The 18,160-nt window shown below is 49.2% G+C and carries 20 protein-coding genes; 9 read left to right on the top strand and 11 right to left on the bottom strand.

The genetic code is table 11. The annotated features are described in order from the left end of the window. Positions 1-113: 113 nt before the first annotated feature. On the top strand, positions 114-1,244 hold the full coding sequence (locus OCU49_RS23170; RefSeq protein WP_261842879.1) for a TRAP transporter substrate-binding protein: 1,131 nt from the start codon (positions 114-116) through the stop codon (positions 1,242-1,244). A 53-nt stretch (positions 1,245-1,297) separates the two neighbouring features. Here the strand turns inward: OCU49_RS23170 and OCU49_RS23165 are convergent, their stop codons facing one another. The 5 genes from OCU49_RS23165 to OCU49_RS23145 all read right to left on the bottom strand — a co-directional run bounded on the left by OCU49_RS23165 (position 1,298) and on the right by OCU49_RS23145 (position 6,587). Then, positions 1,298-1,753: a DMT family transporter gene (locus tag OCU49_RS23165; protein WP_261842878.1), complete on the bottom strand. Its 456-nt coding sequence runs from the start codon at positions 1,751-1,753 to the stop codon at positions 1,298-1,300. 21 nt (positions 1,754-1,774) lie between these two features. Beyond that, positions 1,775-3,316, bottom strand: coding sequence for a hypothetical protein (locus tag OCU49_RS23160; RefSeq protein WP_261842877.1), 1,542 nt, complete (start codon positions 3,314-3,316; stop codon positions 1,775-1,777). 152 nt (positions 3,317-3,468) lie between these two features. Then, complete coding sequence (locus tag OCU49_RS23155; RefSeq protein WP_261842876.1) at positions 3,469-4,635, bottom strand: hypothetical protein; 1,167 nt, start codon at positions 4,633-4,635, stop codon at positions 3,469-3,471. A gap of 21 nt (positions 4,636-4,656) precedes the next feature. Continuing rightward, positions 4,657-6,036 carry a TRAP transporter large permease gene (locus tag OCU49_RS23150; protein ID WP_261845282.1) on the bottom strand — a complete coding sequence of 460 codons (1,380 nt, stop codon included), beginning with the start codon at positions 6,034-6,036 and terminating at the stop codon, positions 4,657-4,659. Beyond that, entirely contained in the window at positions 6,036-6,587 is a 552-nt protein-coding gene (locus tag OCU49_RS23145; protein ID WP_261842875.1) for a TRAP transporter small permease subunit, read from the bottom strand. Before OCU49_RS23145 ends, OCU49_RS23150 begins: the two co-directional genes overlap by 1 nt. A 210-nt stretch (positions 6,588-6,797) precedes the next feature. Here OCU49_RS23145 and OCU49_RS23140 point away from each other — a divergent pair, with 210 nt between their 5' ends. The 3 genes from OCU49_RS23140 to OCU49_RS23130 are packed head-to-tail and all read left to right on the top strand — an operon-like array spanning position 6,798 to position 8,114. After that, entirely contained in the window at positions 6,798-7,394 is a 597-nt protein-coding gene (locus OCU49_RS23140) for a YjaG family protein (RefSeq protein ID WP_261842874.1), read from the top strand. Further along, on the top strand, positions 7,394-7,651 hold the full coding sequence (locus tag OCU49_RS23135) for a hypothetical protein (protein ID WP_261842873.1): 258 nt from the start codon (positions 7,394-7,396) through the stop codon (positions 7,649-7,651). Before OCU49_RS23140 ends, OCU49_RS23135 begins: the two co-directional genes overlap by 1 nt. Before the next feature lie 31 nt (positions 7,652-7,682). Further along, entirely contained in the window at positions 7,683-8,114 is a 432-nt protein-coding gene (locus OCU49_RS23130; RefSeq protein WP_261842872.1) for a hypothetical protein, read from the top strand. 95 nt (positions 8,115-8,209) lie between these two features. Here OCU49_RS23130 and OCU49_RS23125 read toward each other — a convergent pair whose 3' ends face one another. Continuing rightward, complete coding sequence (locus tag OCU49_RS23125; protein WP_261842871.1) at positions 8,210-9,145, bottom strand: NADP-dependent oxidoreductase; 936 nt, start codon at positions 9,143-9,145, stop codon at positions 8,210-8,212. Between the two features lie 234 nt (positions 9,146-9,379). Between OCU49_RS23125 and OCU49_RS23120 the strand changes: the two genes are divergently transcribed. The 3 genes from OCU49_RS23120 to mltA are packed head-to-tail and all read left to right on the top strand — an operon-like array spanning position 9,380 to position 11,589. Further along, a complete protein-coding gene (locus tag OCU49_RS23120; RefSeq protein ID WP_261842870.1) occupies positions 9,380-9,604 on the top strand; it encodes a hypothetical protein in 225 nt (74 codons plus the stop codon). A gap of 23 nt (positions 9,605-9,627) precedes the next feature. Further along, positions 9,628-10,419, top strand: a complete 792-nt coding sequence (gene cysZ, locus OCU49_RS23115; RefSeq protein ID WP_261842869.1) for a sulfate transporter CysZ — start codon at positions 9,628-9,630, stop codon at positions 10,417-10,419. A gap of 33 nt (positions 10,420-10,452) precedes the next feature. Then, positions 10,453-11,589, top strand: a complete 1,137-nt coding sequence (gene mltA, locus OCU49_RS23110; protein WP_261842868.1) for a murein transglycosylase A — start codon at positions 10,453-10,455, stop codon at positions 11,587-11,589. A gap of 78 nt (positions 11,590-11,667) precedes the next feature. On the opposite strand, the gene phoR is transcribed toward mltA, so the two are convergent. The 4 genes from phoR to OCU49_RS23090 all read right to left on the bottom strand — a co-directional run bounded on the left by phoR (position 11,668) and on the right by OCU49_RS23090 (position 15,287). Further along, positions 11,668-12,999: a phosphate regulon sensor histidine kinase PhoR gene (phoR, locus tag OCU49_RS23105; protein ID WP_261842867.1), complete on the bottom strand. Its 1,332-nt coding sequence runs from the start codon at positions 12,997-12,999 to the stop codon at positions 11,668-11,670. Positions 13,000-13,050: 51 nt separating this feature from the next. Continuing rightward, on the bottom strand, positions 13,051-13,746 hold the full coding sequence (phoB, locus tag OCU49_RS23100; RefSeq protein WP_261842866.1) for a phosphate regulon transcriptional regulator PhoB: 696 nt from the start codon (positions 13,744-13,746) through the stop codon (positions 13,051-13,053). Between the two features lie 102 nt (positions 13,747-13,848). After that, positions 13,849-14,727, bottom strand: coding sequence for a 4-hydroxybenzoate octaprenyltransferase (ubiA, locus tag OCU49_RS23095; protein ID WP_261842865.1), 879 nt, complete (start codon positions 14,725-14,727; stop codon positions 13,849-13,851). Between the two features lie 5 nt (positions 14,728-14,732). Next, positions 14,733-15,287 (bottom strand): chorismate--pyruvate lyase family protein, encoded by a 555-nt coding sequence (locus OCU49_RS23090; protein WP_261842864.1) that lies wholly within the window; start codon positions 15,285-15,287, stop codon positions 14,733-14,735. A gap of 201 nt (positions 15,288-15,488) precedes the next feature. Here OCU49_RS23090 and OCU49_RS23085 point away from each other — a divergent pair, with 201 nt between their 5' ends. Next, entirely contained in the window at positions 15,489-16,064 is a 576-nt protein-coding gene (locus OCU49_RS23085; RefSeq protein WP_261842863.1) for a DUF1415 domain-containing protein, read from the top strand. A gap of 109 nt (positions 16,065-16,173) precedes the next feature. After that, a complete protein-coding gene (locus tag OCU49_RS23080) occupies positions 16,174-16,344 on the top strand; it encodes a DUF6500 family protein (RefSeq protein WP_336605357.1) in 171 nt (56 codons plus the stop codon). Between the two features lie 14 nt (positions 16,345-16,358). On the opposite strand, the gene OCU49_RS23075 is transcribed toward OCU49_RS23080, so the two are convergent. Beyond that, positions 16,359-17,876 carry a GGDEF domain-containing protein gene (locus OCU49_RS23075; RefSeq protein ID WP_261842861.1) on the bottom strand — a complete coding sequence of 506 codons (1,518 nt, stop codon included), beginning with the start codon at positions 17,874-17,876 and terminating at the stop codon, positions 16,359-16,361. Between the last annotated feature and the right edge of the window lie 284 nt (positions 17,877-18,160).

The following is an 18,160-nucleotide window of genomic DNA, read 5'->3' as shown; positions in this document are numbered from 1 at the left end:
GCGTGCTATTTTCCTTGGGTGAATAATAATAACTGCATAATTTGGTCTGCCTGCAGCTGTGTGACTGGTGTGTTTGGTCAGCTGTGCAGACTGACATCGAAAGGGAGAACAATGTGAAACGTCGTGAGATAGTTAAAGTCCTTGGTCTGGGCGCTGCAGCGGTTGGTTTAGCAGCCTGTACTGAAGAAAAAGCACCGGTTGCTGACTGCAAACCGGAAGCTGCGCCAGCGCCGGCAATGGCTGAAAAGCCTGCTCCAATTGAATGGAAAATGGTGACAACCTGGCCAAAGAACTTCCCGGGTCTGGGTACCGGTGCTAATAAACTGGCAGAACTGATCGGTGAAATGTCCGGCGGCCGTATTACTGTAAAAGTATACGGTGCGAAAGAGTTGGTTGGCGCATTGGAAATTTTTGATGCGGTCTCCCGTGGTACTGCTGAACTTGGTCACGGCGCTTCTTACTACTGGAAGGGTAAATCTACAGCAGCACAATTCTTTGCTGCAGTGCCTTTTGGTCTGACTGCTCAGGAAATGAATTCCTGGTTGTATCACGGCGGCGGAATGGAGCTGTGGGAAGAAGTGTATGCTGAGTTTGGTCTGATTCCGGGCGCTGCAGGTAACACTGGCGTTCAGATGGGCGGTTGGTTTAACCGTGAGATCAATAGCGTAGAAGACCTGAAAGGCCTGAAGATGCGTATTCCGGGTCTGGGCGGCGAAGTACTTAAGCGTGCCGGTGGTACTCCTGTACTGCTGCCAGGCGGAGAAATCTTCCCGTCACTGCAATCTGGTGCAATTGATGCGACTGAGTGGGTAGGTCCGTATAACGATCTGGCGTTTGGCCTGCATAAAGCAGCGAAATTCTACTACTACCCAGGCTGGCATGAGCCAGGTACAACGCTGGAAACATTCATCAACCAGGAAGCATTTGAGAAACTGCCAGCTGATCTGCAGTCTATCGTACGTAATGCTATTCGAGTGGCTAACCAGGATATGCTGGCTGACTTCACTGCGAAGAACAACCATGCGCTGGAACAACTGGTGAATGAGCATAATGTTGAATTGCGTAAGTTCCCGGATGAAGTTCTGAAGCAGATGAAAGACCTTTCTGATCAGGTCGTTGCTGAAGAAGCAGCGAAAGATCCAATGTCGAAGAAAGTCTTTGATTCGTTCGTTAAATTCCGTGATCAGGCGAAGAAATGGCATGCCGTTTCTGAGCAGGCATATCTGAATGCACGTTCACTGTAATTTATGACCCTAAAGAAAAAGGCCGCATACGCGGCCTTTTTTGTGTCTGTAAGTTAAATGACGGCTTTAGAACGCTGAATGAAGTAGAGGCCCAGTAACAGCAGAAGAATGCCAATAATGCGTGATACGTTCGCAGGGATTTGCGGATTACCTAAGACGCCGAAGTGATCCAGTAGTGTCGACATGATCAGCTGCCCGACAATTGCTGCCGCGAGCATGTTTGCGATGCCAATTTTTGGCATCAGGTAGAGCATTGAGCTGACAAATACTGCCCCGAGAAAACCACCGCAATAGAGGTACCAGTTTATCTCTGTCAGTTTACGAATTTCCGGAACACTGCGCTGTACAAAGAACAGCACCAGTAAACAGGCAATGAGGCCACCGATATAAGAAATCAGAGTGGCTTGCATGGGATGCGCCATTAAACCGCCTAAACGGGCATTAAGTGCTCCTTGAATCGGTAGCATGAAGCCTGCGGCAATGGCGAGTAGTAACAATCCGTATTGCATATGCGATCCTTATCCTAAGGCTTACTCTGTAGGTTTGACGGCCTTTTGCAGTGATTCGAAAGGGCGAATCCAGGCATTCTTAACGATGCTTGCCGGTAATACATCCCGGGTAATAATACGTGCCTGTTTAATACGGGTAACGCCGGTTCTGAACAGCACTATGTAAACATCTCCCAGCTGTGTGCGGGCAGGGAAGTAAATGACTTTACCGGACAGTTTGTACTGACGAATATAGGCTTCAACTTCAGCGAGTGTTGCTAACTGTACCAGCTGCGTCAGGTATTCCTTGGCGGGCTGTAGCAATATCCAGTCGAGGCTCTGTAAGCCGTATCTGCGTGGTGTAGCAGTGACCGGTGCCTTGGTAATACTGGTAATGCGTTTGCCGGAGGTAAGATTGCTGGTGGAGACTTTAGGCGATGTATCGGCTGCTACCTGGGTTTCAGCTACTTTGGCAGAGTTCTGTTTTTTGATTGTGATTTTTGCAGTTGCAGGCAGTGTTTGTGTCGGGGATGTTGAAGCCTTGGCAGGCTTCGCGGCTGTTGCTGGTTTAGGGGCTTTGGCCGGAGTTGGTGCGGCTATGGTTTTGACAGCAACTTTTGGTTGCTGGATAACTTTCGCTTTCGGCGTTTTCTGGCTGTGCGGAATCAGTTCAGATTTAAGCTTTTCAGTTAATACCGGCCGGGCGGCTTCCTGCGCTGCTTTTGCGGTTTCTTCCGGAGAAGTATGTGCCAGACGCTCATCAATAGACTGAAGTAATGTTGAGCTGGAAAGATGACCCAGTTCTGCCGATTGACGGGCATATTCACGGGCCTTATACAAATCCTGAGGGACGCGCATGCCTTTCAGATAGAGGATTGCCAGATGATATAATGCGTACGGATTATCCTGTGCGGCGGCCTGTTCATACCAGTTGATGCTGGCGGCGATATCCAGATCTGAATACATAATACCTAATGCCAACTGAGCATCCTGATTACCGGCAACTGCTGCCTGTTTAATCCAGCTATGCCCCAGGCGTTCATCTTTTTCGACACCTTCACCGCGGAGTAACATAACCCCGGCCGTTAGCTGGCTGTCAATGATGCCTGCTTTTGCAGAGCGGCTGATCAGGTCGAATGCTTTTGCACCATTTTTGGCGACGCCGTTGCCTTCTTTGTAGAGCATTCCGAGATTGCGCTGGGCATTGGGGTTATTTCTGTCGGCTGCAAACTGATAAGCACTGATGGCTTTTTCGAGATCAATATACGTGCCCTGACCGTGCTGGTAGGCCATGCCAAGATAATAACCGGCTTCAGCTAAACCCGCATTACGGGCGACTTGCAGCCATTTCAGCGCTTTGGTTTGGCTCTGAAAATCATCAAAATGCAGGCTGTAAGTACGGGCGGCAAAAAATGCTGCTTCGCCATCGCCCTGTTCGGCCAGCGGCTCGCAGATTGCCAGAGCATCAATGATGGCGTTGGTTTGAAAAGCTTCCCTGCAGGCTTCCTGAGACGGCGGTGTTGTTGCGGTGCAAAGTGCCGGAAGCAGGGCAATGACTGCAACAAGAGACCTTAAAAGACGCATAATTGCGCTACTCCAGAAAACCTATGTTTAGGGCCAGAAGATGAAGCAGCAAGGAGGATAAACTGCAGGAAATCACGTCTGGTGCCATGACGCCTTGTATCGCGTCCCTGCAGATCAAGCCGGGGCATTATACCCCGGTAAGAAATCCGTGTTTATTGTTTTATGCCGTTTTGTAAGGATTCAAAGGTGCGTATCCATGCATGTTTGCCGATTTTAGCGGGAATTTTAGCGCTCAGGCCCGCTTTGGTACTTTCAACACCATCAAAGCCACCCCGGAAAATAATGATAAACACTTCGCCCAGTTTAGTTTTTGCCGGAAAATAATCCACCAGCCCAGTCAGTCTGTTGCTGCGAATATAGGGCTGAATTTCCTGCCGTGTTTTGAGCTGAGTTAACTGCGCAAAGTATTCCCGCTTCGGTTGCTGCATAATCCAGGCGGTATTGCGTAAGCCTGTATTCGTGGATACTTGTGTCGGTGTTTGTGCTGTGAGTGCTGTCTGGTCATTAATCTGGCTAAGCAGTTCAGCGCTTTTTTCATGACCCTGCTGATTCGCAAGTCGGGCAAAGTAGCCGGCTCTTTCCAGATCTTGCGGAAGTTGTTCTCCCTGCCAATAGAGAATTGCCAGGTTGTAGAGTGCGTAAGGATTATTCTGTTCTGCTGCCTGGTTATACCAGCGCAGGCTGGCGTTGATATCGGCTTCCTGCAACAACACGCCGAGTGTCATTTGGGCATTACTGTCACCGTTATTTGCCGCTTTGGTCAGCCAATGGCGTGCCTGGTTAGTGTTTCTCTCGGTACCTGTACCCTGAAGGTACATAATGCCAAGGTTGTACTGACTGGTTGCTTCATTAGCATTGGCAGAATCGGTGAAAAACTGAAATGCTTTTTGATAATCCTGCTTAATGCCAATACCGGCGCTATACATCAGGCCCAGATTACGTTGTGCCTTCGCATTGCCCAGTGCCGCTGAGCGCTGATAGGTTTCGACTGCCAGAGGCAGGTCTTTGGGAATTCCTGTACCTGTCTGATATGCAATGCCAAGATTATAAGCGGCTTCTGCATGGTCAAGTTCAGTTGCCCGCTGCAGCCAGTAAATAACTTTAGCGAAATCTACCGGCGGCGTATTTGTCAGAACGCGGGCCATGATGAAATTCGCCTCAGGGTAACCCTGATTGGCCAGTGTTTCGCACTGCAAGCGTGCTTCATCCAGCTGGCCAGCTTTAAAACTGCTTAAGCAGGCATCGGTGTTAGCCGCGTGGCTCATCAGACTGAAACACAGGCCGAAAAGTATACAAATGCCGGTAGCTTTAGAAGTCATGTCCTTTTCCCTCAGACGTTTTTATCCGTAAACAAGCGTTGGTAGCCAGGTTGCCAGTGCCGGCCACTGTGCAATAGCCATCAGTGCCAGTAACTGAATCATTATAAACGGGATTACCCCGCGATAAATCTGCATAGTCGTGATACTTGCTGGTGCCACGCCACGTAAATAGAACAAGGCAAAGCCAAATGGCGGGGTAAGGAACGATGTTTGCAGGTTAATTGCAATCATAATGCCCAGCCAAATAGGGTCCAGACCCATCGATAACAGAATTGGCGCGACAATTGGTACAACAACAAAGGTGATTTCAATAAAGTCCAGGAAGAAGCCGAGTAGGAAAATAACCAGCATAACCAACAGAACAGCGCCGAAAACACCGCCAGGTAAGTCGGTCAGAAATTCCCGTACCAGATCATCACCACCGTAACCACGGAATACCAGTGAAAAGATCGATGCGCCCACCAGAATAATGAATACCATCGAGCTTACCTGAGTAGTGGTCTGCATGACTTCACGCAGAATACCCAGTGTCAGGCAACGTCTCATCAGTGCCAGAGCCATCGCGCCAACTGCGCCAACAGAAGCAGCTTCAGTAGGTGTTGCCCAGCCCGCCAGAATCGAGCCCAATACCAAGCCTACCAGCAGTATCGGTGGCAATAGTGCTGAACATACCCGTTTGAGCATGTTGTCCATGGCGGCACGCTCTTCTTTGGGAATAGCCGGTACGGTATGTGGCTGGAAGATAGCTTTACCTACCAGATACAAAATATAAGCGCCAACTAGCATCAGACCCGGAATCAGCGCGCCGAGAAATAAATCGCCAACGGTGACTGTGTCCGGTGAAAAGATGCCACGATCCAGCTGAGATTGCTGATAAGCGGATGAAATAACGTCGCCGAGTAATACCAGTACGATGGATGGCGGAATGATTTGTCCAAGGGTACCGGACGCACAGATTGTGCCCGTAGCAACGCCCGGGTCGTAACCCCGGCGGAGCATTGTTGGCAGGGACAGTAAGCCCATAGTAACTACCGTTGCACCGACAATACCGGTGCTGGCGGCCAGTAACATACCAACGACCGTAACGGAGATTCCTAAACCGCCGCGCAGTGGGCCGAACAGGGCAGCCATAGTGTCCAGCAGGTCTTCGGCGATTTTAGATCGTTCAAGCATGACCCCCATGAAGACAAACAGCGGTACAGCAATTAGCACTGTGTTGTTCATGATGCCGAATATACGGTTGGGTACTGCTTCAAGGAATTGTGGTTCAAAGGTGCCGGTCATAATGCCGATAGCCGCAAATATTAAGCCGGTACCCGCTAGAGAGAAAGCAACCGAATAGCCCAGTAGCAGAACAATAATAGCGCCCAGAAATAACAGTAAAGGCAGTAATTCAACGATCATAACGGGTGCTCCAGATCATCTGTTTCTAGCAGGTGGCCGTCGCCGGTAAGAACCAAAATGCTGCGCATCAGCTCTGCAAGTCCCTGTAAAAGCATGAGTGTCGGCATGATAATAAGCGTGGTTTTGAGGATAAACAGTGCTTCAATTCCGCCAGCTTCCTGCGAACCTTCCAGGTTTTTCCAGGAGAAGGCTACGTAATCCCAGGAGATCCATAAAATAAACCCTGCTACCGGGAATAGCAGTAGCAGGGTACCTATGATGTTGATAATTGCTTTACCGCGTTCGCCCAGCGGTCGGTAAAAAATGTCCACCCGGACATGGCCGTCATGCTTCAGGGTATAGCCAGCCGCCAGCAGGAAAACAAAACTGTGCATGTAGATCACAGATTCCTGTAACTGGATGTTGCCGGTTTCGAACACATAACGCATAACAACGACAACAAAGGTGACTAGCACCATCGCCAGTGTCAGCCAGGAAATAGTACGGCCGATGCATTCACTCAGACCGTCGAGACAGTTTATGGCTTTAACCATGAAGTTATTATTCATAGGGTGCGCATCTTTTGGGAAATTTACGGGCCAGTATAACAAGAAAAAACTGAATAATATTAAGCATCTTGGTTATTAAAAGAAGTGGTTGCCAGTGGTGGATAAAATTCGCAATTAGAGGATGGAAATGTCGCTGTTTTAGCGTTGAAAAGCTGCAAAATTTACCAATACCCGTACAATAGGTGACTTTAAATCAAAGAGAATTCTGCTATGTCACAGTGGATGCTGGAAAAAGAGATTAAGGCACTGGAAAGCTGGCAGCTGACGGCCTTTTCTGTTGCGCTGACTGAGCGTATGTATCCGAATTTTGCGTTGTTTTCCCGCTTACTGGAGTTTGGCGACCGGGATCAGGTACGGCAAATTCTCGATGGTGTCTGGAATCACCTTGGTAATACCGGCGCGAAGATGAATTTTGAAGTTCAACTTGGCAATATCGAAGCGAATATGCCTGATCTGGATGAATTCGATATGTACGGTGCCTCTCCGGCGCTGGATGCCATGGTTGCGCTCTTTTCATGTGTTAGCTGTCTGCTGGATAACAGCAGTGCTGAAGCGGCAAATATTGGTAACCTGTCGCTGGAATGTGTGGCGACCTTTGTTGAAGTGACGGCCGAGCCTCAGCTTTCTGATGAAGAAGTGATGCGTCTGATCAGCAATCACGACATGATCCTGCAGGAAGACGCTTTCCAGGAAGAAGTCATTCGTAGATTGCAAAGTGTTAAACAGCCGAATGCTAAATTCATAGCAGAACTGCGTGAACTGGCCGCTAATGAAGGTGTCAGTAATATCGGCGTGAGCGACGACTAATGCTTAAGCTGGGACTGGCATTACTTATTTTGCCCGGTGTGGTGTTAATGACTTTGTTCTGGCAAGACCTGACGCTGATGCGTGAGTGCATGGCACAGGGGCTTTCATTTGATGCATATGCACAGACATGTAGCGAAACTGAGCAATCATTTGTGCCTTTTGGTCAGCGTAATCCAACGCTGGTGAATTCAGTGATGTTGTTGTCGGTGCTTGGCCTCGCTTGCTGTTTATACGGTCTGTACGTAAAGGCCCGATAAGATTTTTCGCACTGACGATAAAGGATGATTAATGGCTAAAAAAATCTGGCTGGGGATCTTGCTGGCTATTGTAGCTGGGCTGCTTTGGGCCTGGCTGGCAGGGCCGCAGTGGCTGGCTGAATGGAATCAGGCAAGTCAGGTAGAGCAGCAGGCATTTCAGCAGCGAGGTGCCAGTCTTGGCGGAAATACTGATCAACAGGGCTGTTTTGAAGCTGCGTTGCAATCATTTGATCAATGCCAAGACTCAGAATACAAGTGCACCGTGAATAACGGCATTTTGCTTAAAGCCTGTTGGCAGAAAAGCCTGCCAAGTGAAGGCTTCTGTGATGCAGTACCTGCATTCGCAGAAAAACCAAGTGAAGATGACAAAGCCTGGATGAAAGACAGTTGCTTTGCTGCCGGGGTGAATGCTGCCGGTTGTCGCTTGCTAATGCGTCAAAAACAGCAGCTTTGTAGCAGTTAAAGTTTTAGAAACAGCTTGCAGTATAAAAAAGCCGCGTCAGGTTTAGCCTGACGCGGCTTTGTTGTTTTTAGTTCTAGTGCTTCAACTTGCTGCGTTTATGTAAAACTTAGTACCAGTTTGCCACATACATGTCCGGTGGCGCTCAGTTCAAAAGCTTCATCCAGCTGATCTGGCCGGTAGCTGCCACTCATCTGCAAGTGCAGAATATCATCCGCATAAAGACCGATAATCTGTTCCAGCTGTGCGGCGCTCGGGGCAACCCGAATAGCTTCAACGTACCGGTTCTGTGCTTTGCCTGCTTCAGCGACGATGTCTTTTGTCACTGATGGCAGAGTTACCAGTCTGCCATCTGGCTTCAGACACTGGAGTGCTTCAATGCCTGTTTCGCCGCCGATACAGTCAATTATAAGATCGACGTCTTTCGCGTGTTCCGGCAGGCGTTTGTGCTGGTAATCAATGACACGGTCGACACCTAAGTCGCCAAGAAATTCGTGATTGTGCATTGAGGCAGTGCCCAGAACGTGCGCGCCTGCCCATTTAGCAAGCTGAACAGCCAGATGGCCAACGCCACCGGCGGCACCCAGAACCAGTACACACTGGCCGGATTTCAGTTCACCTTTATCGAATAACGCCTGCCATGCAGTGAGGCTGGCCGTGGCCAGACCGCCTGCTTCTTCAAGCTCGACTATATCCGGTACGCGGGCTATCTGATCTGCCGGTACGGCGATGTATTCGGCATAGCAACCTGCAGGCTCAGGGAAGCGAATCATGCCAAATACAGGGTCTGCGGCTTGCCACTGGGTGCCATTCCCATTGACGATAGTGCCGGAAAACTCCCAGCCAGGTACAAAAGGCAGGTTACCGATAAATGCGCTTGCACCACCACCAGAACAGGTTTTCCAGTCAATAGGGTTGATGCCGGCTGCTGCTGTTTTAACCAGTACTTCACCGGGCTTGAGTTCAGGTACCGGTAAGGGCTGGTACTGTAATACTTCTGGACCGCCGAACTGATGAATAACAAATGCCTGCATGATGTGCTCCTTTGGCTGCCTGAATTAAACTAACGGGATATTCCCACAATCCGTCCCATAAACCTATAGTTTAGACCAGTGACTGTCACAGGGATTCCATCGGATTTAACAGTCGGGACCAAGACCTTTGGTTAAGTTAGCCCTGCGTGTCCGTCAGATATACTCAGATGTGCAAAAATTTTAATTTATAATTTAGCTGATAAGTAGGAACGGCTAAGGACTGTGGAGGTCTGAATGTACCTGGCAATTGCTGAACAGATATTGATGCTGGCGGGCATCGTTGTGTTTCTGGTGTCACTTGGCATGTATGTCGTGCGCAGTGGCGATTTTAAATCGGTACTGGTTTTCTGGCAGGCAACGATTTCGTTTAGTAAACGTGAATTTATTATAAATCGGGCGGGTTTATCTATGATGGTAGCGGCGGTCTTGATACGCTTCTACATCTATTTCATGGCATGACCGATCTAATCAGAGGTAAATGAATGAAGGGCAATCCTTTCCGCGGTGCAGGTTACTTTATTCGCGGTGTCAGTATGTTACCGGAAAAAGGTATTCGGCAATTTGTGCTGGTGCCGTTACTGATCAATATTTTTCTGTTTGCCGGGGCTATCTGGCTGTTATTTGATCAGATGAGTGTCTGGATTGATTACTTACTGTCCACCATGCTGCCCGACTGGGCATGGCTGGATTTCCTGCGTTATTTGCTCTGGCCACTGGTGGCCGGTTCAGTGCTGGTGATTGTGTATTTCAGTTTCAGCGTAGTGGCGAATATTATCGCGGCACCTTTTAATGGGATTCTGTCAGAAAAAGTCGAGCAACGTTTACGGGGTGTGGTGGTCACCGATACTGGCTGGGCGGCGATTATTGCTATGGTGCCGCAGGCAGTTGGCCGGGAAATCTCGAAACTGATGTATTACCTGCCACGGTTTTTATTACTGCTCGTAATTGCCATGATTCCGGTGGTGGGTTTGGTTGCCCCGATACTCTGGTTCCTGTTCGGTTGCTGGATGATGGCTATTCAGTACTGTGATTACCCGATGGATAACAATAAGGTCAGCTTTACTGATATGCGTGTTGCGCTGAAACAAAAGCGTTTTACGTCGTTAGGCTTTGGTGGTCTGGTGTCACTGGGAATGATGATTCCGCTGGTTAACCTGTTAATTATGCCGGCTGCGGTTATTGGTGCGACTATCTACTGGGTTGAAGAGTATGCCGATGAGCCTTTGGGGTTACAGCAGGGCCGTTCCTCCGGTAATGATCCGCGACTAACCTAACAAGCATAAATCAAATATAAGCAGGTATTACCGATGGCAGTAAGCATCGTATTCAGACACCGTGTTCAGCAGGCATTACGCCTGACCGCTTTGGTTGCTTTAACCGCATTGGCTGGGTGCAGTTTTGCACCTAAAGAAGCCGGTATAGGTGAGGCTGTCAGCTGGCAGTCACTGGACGGTTGGCAAAAAGATCAGCAGGCCGAGGTCTGGCCAGGGCTGTTATTGCAATGTAATAAACTGCGTAAGAAATCCGCTGACTGGCAGCGTATATGTACGGCGGCGGATCAGCTTGATAACCCGAACAATCAGCAGGCACGGGTGTTCTTTGAAAAGCACTTTCAGGTGTACCGGATTAACGGTACCGAAGGCCGTAAAGATGGTCTGATTACCGGGTATTACACGCCGCTATTATATGGCAGCCTGCAAAAATCGGAGCGTTATTCATATCCTCTCTATCAGAAGCCTGCGGATATGCTGGGTATTCAGGTTAAGAGTTGTGCGGACCGTTCTGCCCGTTGTCGTGGCAGGGTAATTGGCGATCAGGTTATGCCTTATTACAGCCGTGCGGAAATTGACGGGCCTGGGCAGCCTTTGGCGGGCCAGGAGTTGCTTTGGGTTGATGATCCGAATGCGGCATTCTTTCTGCATATTCAGGGCTCAGGTGTGATTCAGCTGGATACCGGAGAGCTGGTGAGTGTTGGTTATAAAGATCAGAATGGCCATGCCTATAAGCCGATTGGCCGGGTTTTGGTTGATAACGGAGAAGTCGCCCGGGAAGATATTTCTCTGGATTCGATTAATCAGTGGTTAGAGACAAATCCACAGCGGGCCGACTGGCTGAAAAATCAAAATCCAAGTTATGTGTTCTTTTATTTGTCGGACAAGACTGAAAGTGGCCCGCGGGGTTCTCTGAATGTGCCGCTGACGAATGAACGCAGTGTGGCGGTTGACCGTAAAATTATACCGTTGGGCACGCCGTTATGGTTGAGCACGACACTGTTTGATAACTCTGATTATCAGCGGCTGGTGCTGGCACAGGACACCGGCGGAGCGATTAAAGGCCCGGTACGGGCTGATGTATTCTTTGGCCGGGGTGAAAGGGCAAAACGACTGGCGGGGCATATGAAGCAGTCCGGTGAGTTATTTGCGCTGTTACCTAAGCCGCGATAGTCAGACGTTAGCTGTCCAGTTTTGAGCATAAAAAAACCTGTCATCGGACAGGTTTTTTTATGCGCTGGATTAGCGGTTTTAGTCGTCGTCCAGCTCGTCTATTTCTTCAGCAACCGTATGTTTAACCTGATTGATAAGCTCTTTAGGGAAATGACAACTAAACGTACTGCCTTTACCCAGTGTACTCTTAATTGCCAGCTTGCCACCGTGACGGTTGAGTACGTGTTTAACGATTGCCAGACCAAGTCCCGTGCCGCCGCTATCTGATGAACGGCTTTCATCTACCCGGTAGAAGCGCTCGGACAATCGGTCGATATGAATGCTGTCGATTCCCGGTCCGTTATCTTTAACTGCAAAGTGGGCGCCATTTTTATCGACCCACCAGCGAATCGTAATATTGCCATCTGCCGGTGTATAACGAACGGCGTTAAATACCAGATTCGAGAAAGCACTGTAAATCTCTGATTCCTGCCCCAGCAGATTATGGTCAGGATCAACTTCCAGCTTAATGGTCTGATTTTTATCTTTGCCAAGGCTACGGGCATCGTCAGCGATTTTGTTAATTATTGACTGTATAGGTAACGGCAGCTCGTCAGAGATGTGTGGGCTGGCTTCCAGGCGGGATAGCAATAACAGGCCTGATACCAGATTCTCCATCCGTTTAGACTGCTTGGCCATCTGGTTCAGACCACGTCGCAGAGGTGCCGGCAGATCCTGATCGAGATAGGTTTCGAGATAACCGCGGATAACCGTTAAAGGGGTCCGCAGTTCGTGGGATGCGTTTGCCACAAAGTCCTGCCGGGTTTGTTCCAGCTGGTTAATACGGGTGATATCCCGGGCGACCAGGATCCGGTCGCCGAATCCGAATTTGGTCAGTTGGTACTCGAGCGCAACCTGATCGTCGATTGGTGACGATAACTGCAGTGGCTCTTCGTAGTTTTCTTTGCGGTAATAACGGATAAAACGGGGGTCTCGTAGCAAGTTCATGACTGAACGGCCACGGTCTGTTTGTACCTTAAGGCCCAGCAAACGGTCTGCTGAACGGTTCCACCATTCCAGGTTGTTATCCCTGTCGATGATGACAATACCGTCTCCCAGTGCCGCTGAGGACTGCTGAAAGCGGGTTATGATGTTACGCAGTGACTGATTGCGGGACTGATTACGTTTCTGCTCCCGGGCCATTTCGTCAAACAGCTCACCCCAGTGGCCGTTGCTTTCCGGTACATCAGAACGGTCACCTTTTGTCAGCCATTCTTGCAGGCGGGCGAATTCTTTAACCTGTACCAGCCCCCAGCCGAACAACAGAATCGCGACTGTCCAGCCCGGATAACCAATCACCAGACCGAGCACTACGCCGATCAGGGTGGTTAAAAATAAACTGCCAGAGATTGAATGGTTACTGTTGTACATTCTACCGAACCTAAATGGTGCCTGTGGGCAGCTTAGCGTGGATACTTTGGCTTAAGCAACTTGCGATGAGAATCTGTAACCGGTGCCGCGCACGGTTTGGATCAGGTACTCATGACGGTCGCCCAGAGCTTTACGTAGCCGACGGATATGTACATCGACGGTACGTTCCTCTACGTAAACATTGCCACCCCAGACCATATCCAACAGCTGGCTGCGCGAATAAGCGCGGTCCTGATGGGTCATGAAAAACTGTAACAGGCGGAATTCGGTAGGGCCGAGTTCAAGAGGTTTCAGTTCAGAGCTTACCCGGTGAGAAACAGGGTCGAGTGTCAGGCTGTCGACAGTGATAGGCTCTTCGATGCCTTTTGGCGTTGCACGGCGCAGTACTGTTTTCAGACGTGCAACCAGTTCACGGGGTGAGAAAGGCTTAGTAATGTAATCATCAATACCGGATTCAAGACCTTTAATCTTGTGATCCTCGTCGCCTTTGGCGGTTAGCATGATAATAGGAATATCGGCTGTTACTTCATCTTTGCGCAACCGGCGGGCAAATTCTACACCGCTGATGCCTGGCATCATCCAGTCCAGCAGAACCATATCTGGCTTATCATCCAGAACGATGCTGTGGGCAGCCTGAGCGGATTCCGCTTCAATGCATTCGTAGCCGGCCATTTCTAATGCAACCGCTATCATTTCCCGGATAGGGGCTTCATCATCGACGATCAGTATTCGCTTATTGGATGACATGCTCGATCACCTTATTCGTTTTGACATTTCTTTAGACGAGCATATTAGATTATTAAACTGTTACAGAAATATGACAAATACAGCTTTATGTCACTGTTATTATTAGACTGTTAGCCAATAGTCTAGTGCGATGCCGATAAAGAGTGCCATGCCGGCATAGTGATTGTTTAAAAAAGCCTGAAAACATTTATCCCGCTGGCGGTGTCTGATGAGCCATTGTTGCCAGATAAAACAACCTGTCATGACCAGCAAACTCAGGAAGTAGTATTTACCCATCTCTAATTGCTGGCCCAGCAAAATAAAGGTTAGCAGGGTCAATACCTGCAGAATGCCGACAATAAATTTGTCGGCATCACCGAACAGAATAGCAGTGGATTTCACGCCTATCTTCAAATCATCGTCCCGGTCTACCATGGCATATTTAGTATCGTAGGCGGTTGTCCAGAGCACAGTAGCGGTGTAAATCAGCCAGGCATAAGGTGGAACAGTCTCGCTGGTGGCGCTGAACGCCATAGGGACTGCCCAGGCAAAAGCCATACCCAGCACAATTTGTGGCAGGTGAGTATAGCGTTTCATAAAGGGATACAGGGCGGCTAGAAAAGCGCCGCCGAAAGATAGCAGTATGGTTTGAGTATTGGTAAACAGGACTAATACAAAGGCCAGGCCAATAAGCACAAAGAACAGCGCTAAGGCTTCTTTAGCGGTGGCTCTGCCAGCAGGAATCGGCCGTAGGGCGGTACGTTTTACGTGGCCATCAATTTTCCGGTCAGCAAAATCATTAATCACACAGCCTGCCGAGCGCATCAGGAATGTACCCAGGCAAAAAATTACCAGTAGATGCAGGCTTGGTACACCTTCAGCGGCAATCCACAGTGCCCAGAGTGCCGGCCATAAGAGCAGATAAGTGCCAATCGGTTTTTCGACCCGCATAAGTTGGCCGTAGGCATTGAGGCGGTCTTTGCTGAAAAACTGTTTGCTCATAACGCTTAGGCCTGTGGATTTGTATTTTGTGCTTCAAGTAGCGCTGGCAGGAATACTTCGGATACCAGTAGCGGCTTATTACTCAGATAAAACAGGGAGCGGCGTGCCCAGGTTGAGTCGCCATCCTGAATTTTGAGCCGGCTGACTTTTAAAGGGCCCCGTTGCATTGTCGGATCCCGGAACAGAATTGTGCCCAGTGAACGGCTACCAATAAAATTGAGTTCCCGTTGTTTGCCGGTAAGAGTGGTTGCCGGTATGACAGAGCGGGCAAATACCCATGGCTGACCATTACCGATTAACTGGACTTCCCGAATAATAGCTAGCTGGCGTGGCCGCATACCAAGTGCTTTAGCTTCTGAGCGGGTGGGGTGATACCAGCCCTGGCGGATAACTTCTACCCGGAAATCGCCCTGGCTGAGACTGACCAGCCGCTGAGTCAGCGAACCCGGATCCAGCAACCATTTGCGCCAGCACAAAGGTGCGTCGGTACTGGCTGGACGGCGCAGGGTATACCAGCGAACGTCGAAGCTGTTGTCATTCAGGGCTGAAGGTATTGGCACGGCAAAATCTCAAAGGCTTTGTCTCACTGGCGCTGCGTAAGAAGGTTACGTAAGTTGCGCTTTTAAAACAGCCGCTATGTTATCACTTACCTCGCGGAATCATAGACTTGATCTGTTAAAGCCAGTTTTTTCATTGCGCTGACGCAGGAATTTATGCGCCGGGGATTGGGCTGGTTCGCAGCTTTGGGTACCATGTAGGTTATGAATACTACTTTTCAAGATAAGCGTCCTGACGATGTGCGTCAGCTGACCGAAGACTGGGTCCGCAGCATGGTTGTCGGACTGAATTTATGCCCTTTTGCGGCTCCTGTCCTAAAAGATCAGAGCTTGCGTTTCTTTGTTTCTGAAGCCACCACTGAGAAACAGCTGACGGTGGACTATCTGCAGGAGCTGGATAACTTAATGCAGGCGGATGAAAAAGATATTTCCACGACCTTACTCATCGCGCCTTATATGCTGGCTGATTTCTACGATTATCTAGATATGCTGACAGAGTTCGAAATTCTGTTAGAAAGAGCTGAACTGGAAGGTGTATTGCAGCTGGCCAGCTTTCATCCGGGGTATCTGTTTGGTGGGGTGCCTGCTGATGATATCAGTCACTGGACTAACCGGGCGCCGTATCCGACTTTTCATATTATCCGTGAGGCGCAAATGAGCCGGGCGTTAACCAGCTTTAAAAATCCTGAAGATATTCCTGAGCGAAATATCCAGCGGCTGGAAAAGCTTGGCCGGGACGGGCTTATAAAACGTTTTCCGCCCTTTGCTGATTATTGCTGAAGTTTGCTGAGGTCGAGAGGCTTAAAGCATATAGATTGAAAAACAGGGACAGTATTTAACGATGCGACCAGAGTTAAGACAGAAGATAATCGCGGTATGTAATAAAAAAATGCAGTCAAAAGGTACAGATGTAGGGCTGTCTTTTTATGCATTTTTTGCCAATAAAAATGATGATCCTGAGTTGCTGATGGAAGCCGCAACCTGGTGGATTCAGCGCCATCAGCTGGATCATTTTGAAAAAGCCCACAAGATTAAAGCAATGGTAGAACAATCGCTCTGAGCTGGTGACCAGGCTTAACGACGCTGGTTAAACACCATTACCTGATTACGACCTGCAGATTTAGCCTTGTATAGCGCCTGGTCCGCCTGTTCGATTAAGGCTCTGGGGGAGCTGCCATTCGCCGGTAATAACGTCGAAATTCCTAAACTGGCAGTTACTTTATCGGCGAGGTCGCCGGTGTGAGGGATGGCCAACCGGTTAATGTTATCGCGAATATTTTCAGCCAGTTTTTGGGCGCCAGCCAGGTCTGTTTCCGGTAGCAGAATACAAAATTCTTCCCCGCCGTAACGGCTGACAATATCCTGTACCCGCCGGGCTGAATCTTTAATAGCTTTAGCAACCTGACGCAGGCAGTTGTCACCGTTCAGGTGCCCGTAGTGATCGTTATAGGCTTTGAAGTAATCGATATCCAGCAGGATCAGGGACAGACTCTGTTTAGAGCGCTGGCTGCGTCGCCATTCCATTTCCAGAGTACGTTCGAATTCACGCCGGTTATATACCTGGGTCAGATTATCGATGCTGGCCGCGCGGGCGAGCAGATCATGAGAACGTTTCAGCTGTAGCAGAATGCCGATACGCGCCTGAATGATGGCCGGGTTACGATGTTCAAGCAGATAGTCTGCAGTACCGGCGTCATACAGAGACGCTTCCAGAGTGTCGTCCAGTTCCGGGCCTATACAGGCTAGTGGAATCTGTTTTTCCCGCAGGTAGTGGTTCAGCTCGAGGCAGCGTTCCGCCAGGTTGTTATCTTCTACTGGCTGATGAATCAGGACTAAATCCGGGCAGTGGTCGGTCGATATCAGCTGTTCTTTGAGTGCCGGCCATGACTGCGGCAATAGCAAATTGTAGTTATCCCGCAGCATCGACAATACATTCCAGAGCTTGTTACAGGCTTCCTGTCCATAGACGGCAATAGTCTGGCGCTCTTTGTGTTGTGATGTCGGCTGGTGATCAGGGCTTTCGACGGTCTGACCCTGAAAGAATTCGATAATATTCTGGTAGTTTTGTAAGCCCACCATACGCCGGCCATCGCTGCTGAGAATTGCCGGAGTACGCAGTCCGAAGTTACCGGCTTCCCACTGTGCCTGCCAGTCCTGCAGGATAGCTTCACAGGCCTCGTTCGCTTCAATCTCGGTGGTCAGGTTACAGCTTTCCAGCGCATTGAATATCACTGGCGTATCTGCAATGTCCTTACCTTCAATCCACAGGTTGCGGTACAGAGCCTGCCGAAAGCAGGACACCCCGTTGGGTTTCATTTGCTCAATCGCAATCACGCACAAGCTTGGAAAATAACTGTCGCTGCGGTTAGGGGGTAAGGTGATGGATATATCCGGGATGCGGTTACGGATGTCAAAGATGTCGCTGGCCGTTTCCGACATGCTTTCTGTGGCACTGGCATAGCTGCTGATATTGGCGGTGTGCTCGACCAGCCGCCATTCAACCTGAGACAACAGATTGTGGCTACTGAGTAATTCATGCAGTGCATAGCTGAAAGGACAGTTTAAGTCGCCGTAAACGATATAGTCAGCCATGGATGTTTCCGCCGTTCAAATTGAAGGGTTGCCGTTACTAAATGCCAAAATTGCCATTCAGTTCTAATCTATATCGGCTGCTGGGTAGAAAATCCAGCTTTTTCACATACTTAATAGCATTTTGTCAGAAAGCTATATGTTTCAAATAGATCCGTTATGTTTTCTGTGCGTCTTATTTGTGTGTCTCGATATAAACGTACTACAAGATAGAGAATTATTAAGCTAGAATTAATTTTCGCACAATTTCTCAGTATCGGAATACTGGGGAACAGGAGTTGAGTTGT

The organism is Aliamphritea ceti, assembly GCF_024347215.1.
Classification (GTDB): domain Bacteria; phylum Pseudomonadota; class Gammaproteobacteria; order Pseudomonadales; family Balneatricaceae; genus Amphritea; species Amphritea ceti.
The sequence above is the reverse complement of the archived record's forward strand: the minus strand, read 5'-3'. Positions and strand labels throughout refer to the sequence as shown.

Coding starts and splice junctions, on each gene's coding strand:
- OCU49_RS23165 (WP_261842878.1), bottom strand. CDS start 1,753: ATGCAATACGGATTGTTACTACTCGCCATTGCCGCAGGCTTCATGCTA.
- OCU49_RS23160 (WP_261842877.1), bottom strand. CDS start 3,316: ATGCGTCTTTTAAGGTCTCTTGTTGCAGTCATTGCCCTGCTTCCGGCA.
- OCU49_RS23155 (WP_261842876.1), bottom strand. CDS start 4,635: ATGACTTCTAAAGCTACCGGCATTTGTATACTTTTCGGCCTGTGTTTC.
- OCU49_RS23145 (WP_261842875.1), bottom strand. CDS start 6,587: ATGAATAATAACTTCATGGTTAAAGCCATAAACTGTCTCGACGGTCTG.
- OCU49_RS23140 (WP_261842874.1), top strand. CDS start 6,798: ATGTCACAGTGGATGCTGGAAAAAGAGATTAAGGCACTGGAAAGCTGG.
- OCU49_RS23135 (WP_261842873.1), top strand. CDS start 7,394: ATGCTTAAGCTGGGACTGGCATTACTTATTTTGCCCGGTGTGGTGTTA.
- OCU49_RS23130 (WP_261842872.1), top strand. CDS start 7,683: ATGGCTAAAAAAATCTGGCTGGGGATCTTGCTGGCTATTGTAGCTGGG.
- OCU49_RS23125 (WP_261842871.1), bottom strand. CDS start 9,145: ATGCAGGCATTTGTTATTCATCAGTTCGGCGGTCCAGAAGTATTACAG.
- OCU49_RS23120 (WP_261842870.1), top strand. CDS start 9,380: ATGTACCTGGCAATTGCTGAACAGATATTGATGCTGGCGGGCATCGTT.
- cysZ (WP_261842869.1), top strand. CDS start 9,628: ATGAAGGGCAATCCTTTCCGCGGTGCAGGTTACTTTATTCGCGGTGTC.
- mltA (WP_261842868.1), top strand. CDS start 10,453: ATGGCAGTAAGCATCGTATTCAGACACCGTGTTCAGCAGGCATTACGC.
- phoR (WP_261842867.1), bottom strand. CDS start 12,999: ATGTACAACAGTAACCATTCAATCTCTGGCAGTTTATTTTTAACCACC.
- phoB (WP_261842866.1), bottom strand. CDS start 13,746: ATGTCATCCAATAAGCGAATACTGATCGTCGATGATGAAGCCCCTATC.
- ubiA (WP_261842865.1), bottom strand. CDS start 14,727: ATGAGCAAACAGTTTTTCAGCAAAGACCGCCTCAATGCCTACGGCCAA.
- OCU49_RS23085 (WP_261842863.1), top strand. CDS start 15,489: ATGAATACTACTTTTCAAGATAAGCGTCCTGACGATGTGCGTCAGCTG.
- OCU49_RS23080 (WP_336605357.1), top strand. CDS start 16,174: ATGCAGTCAAAAGGTACAGATGTAGGGCTGTCTTTTTATGCATTTTTT.
- OCU49_RS23075 (WP_261842861.1), bottom strand. CDS start 17,876: ATGGCTGACTATATCGTTTACGGCGACTTAAACTGTCCTTTCAGCTAT.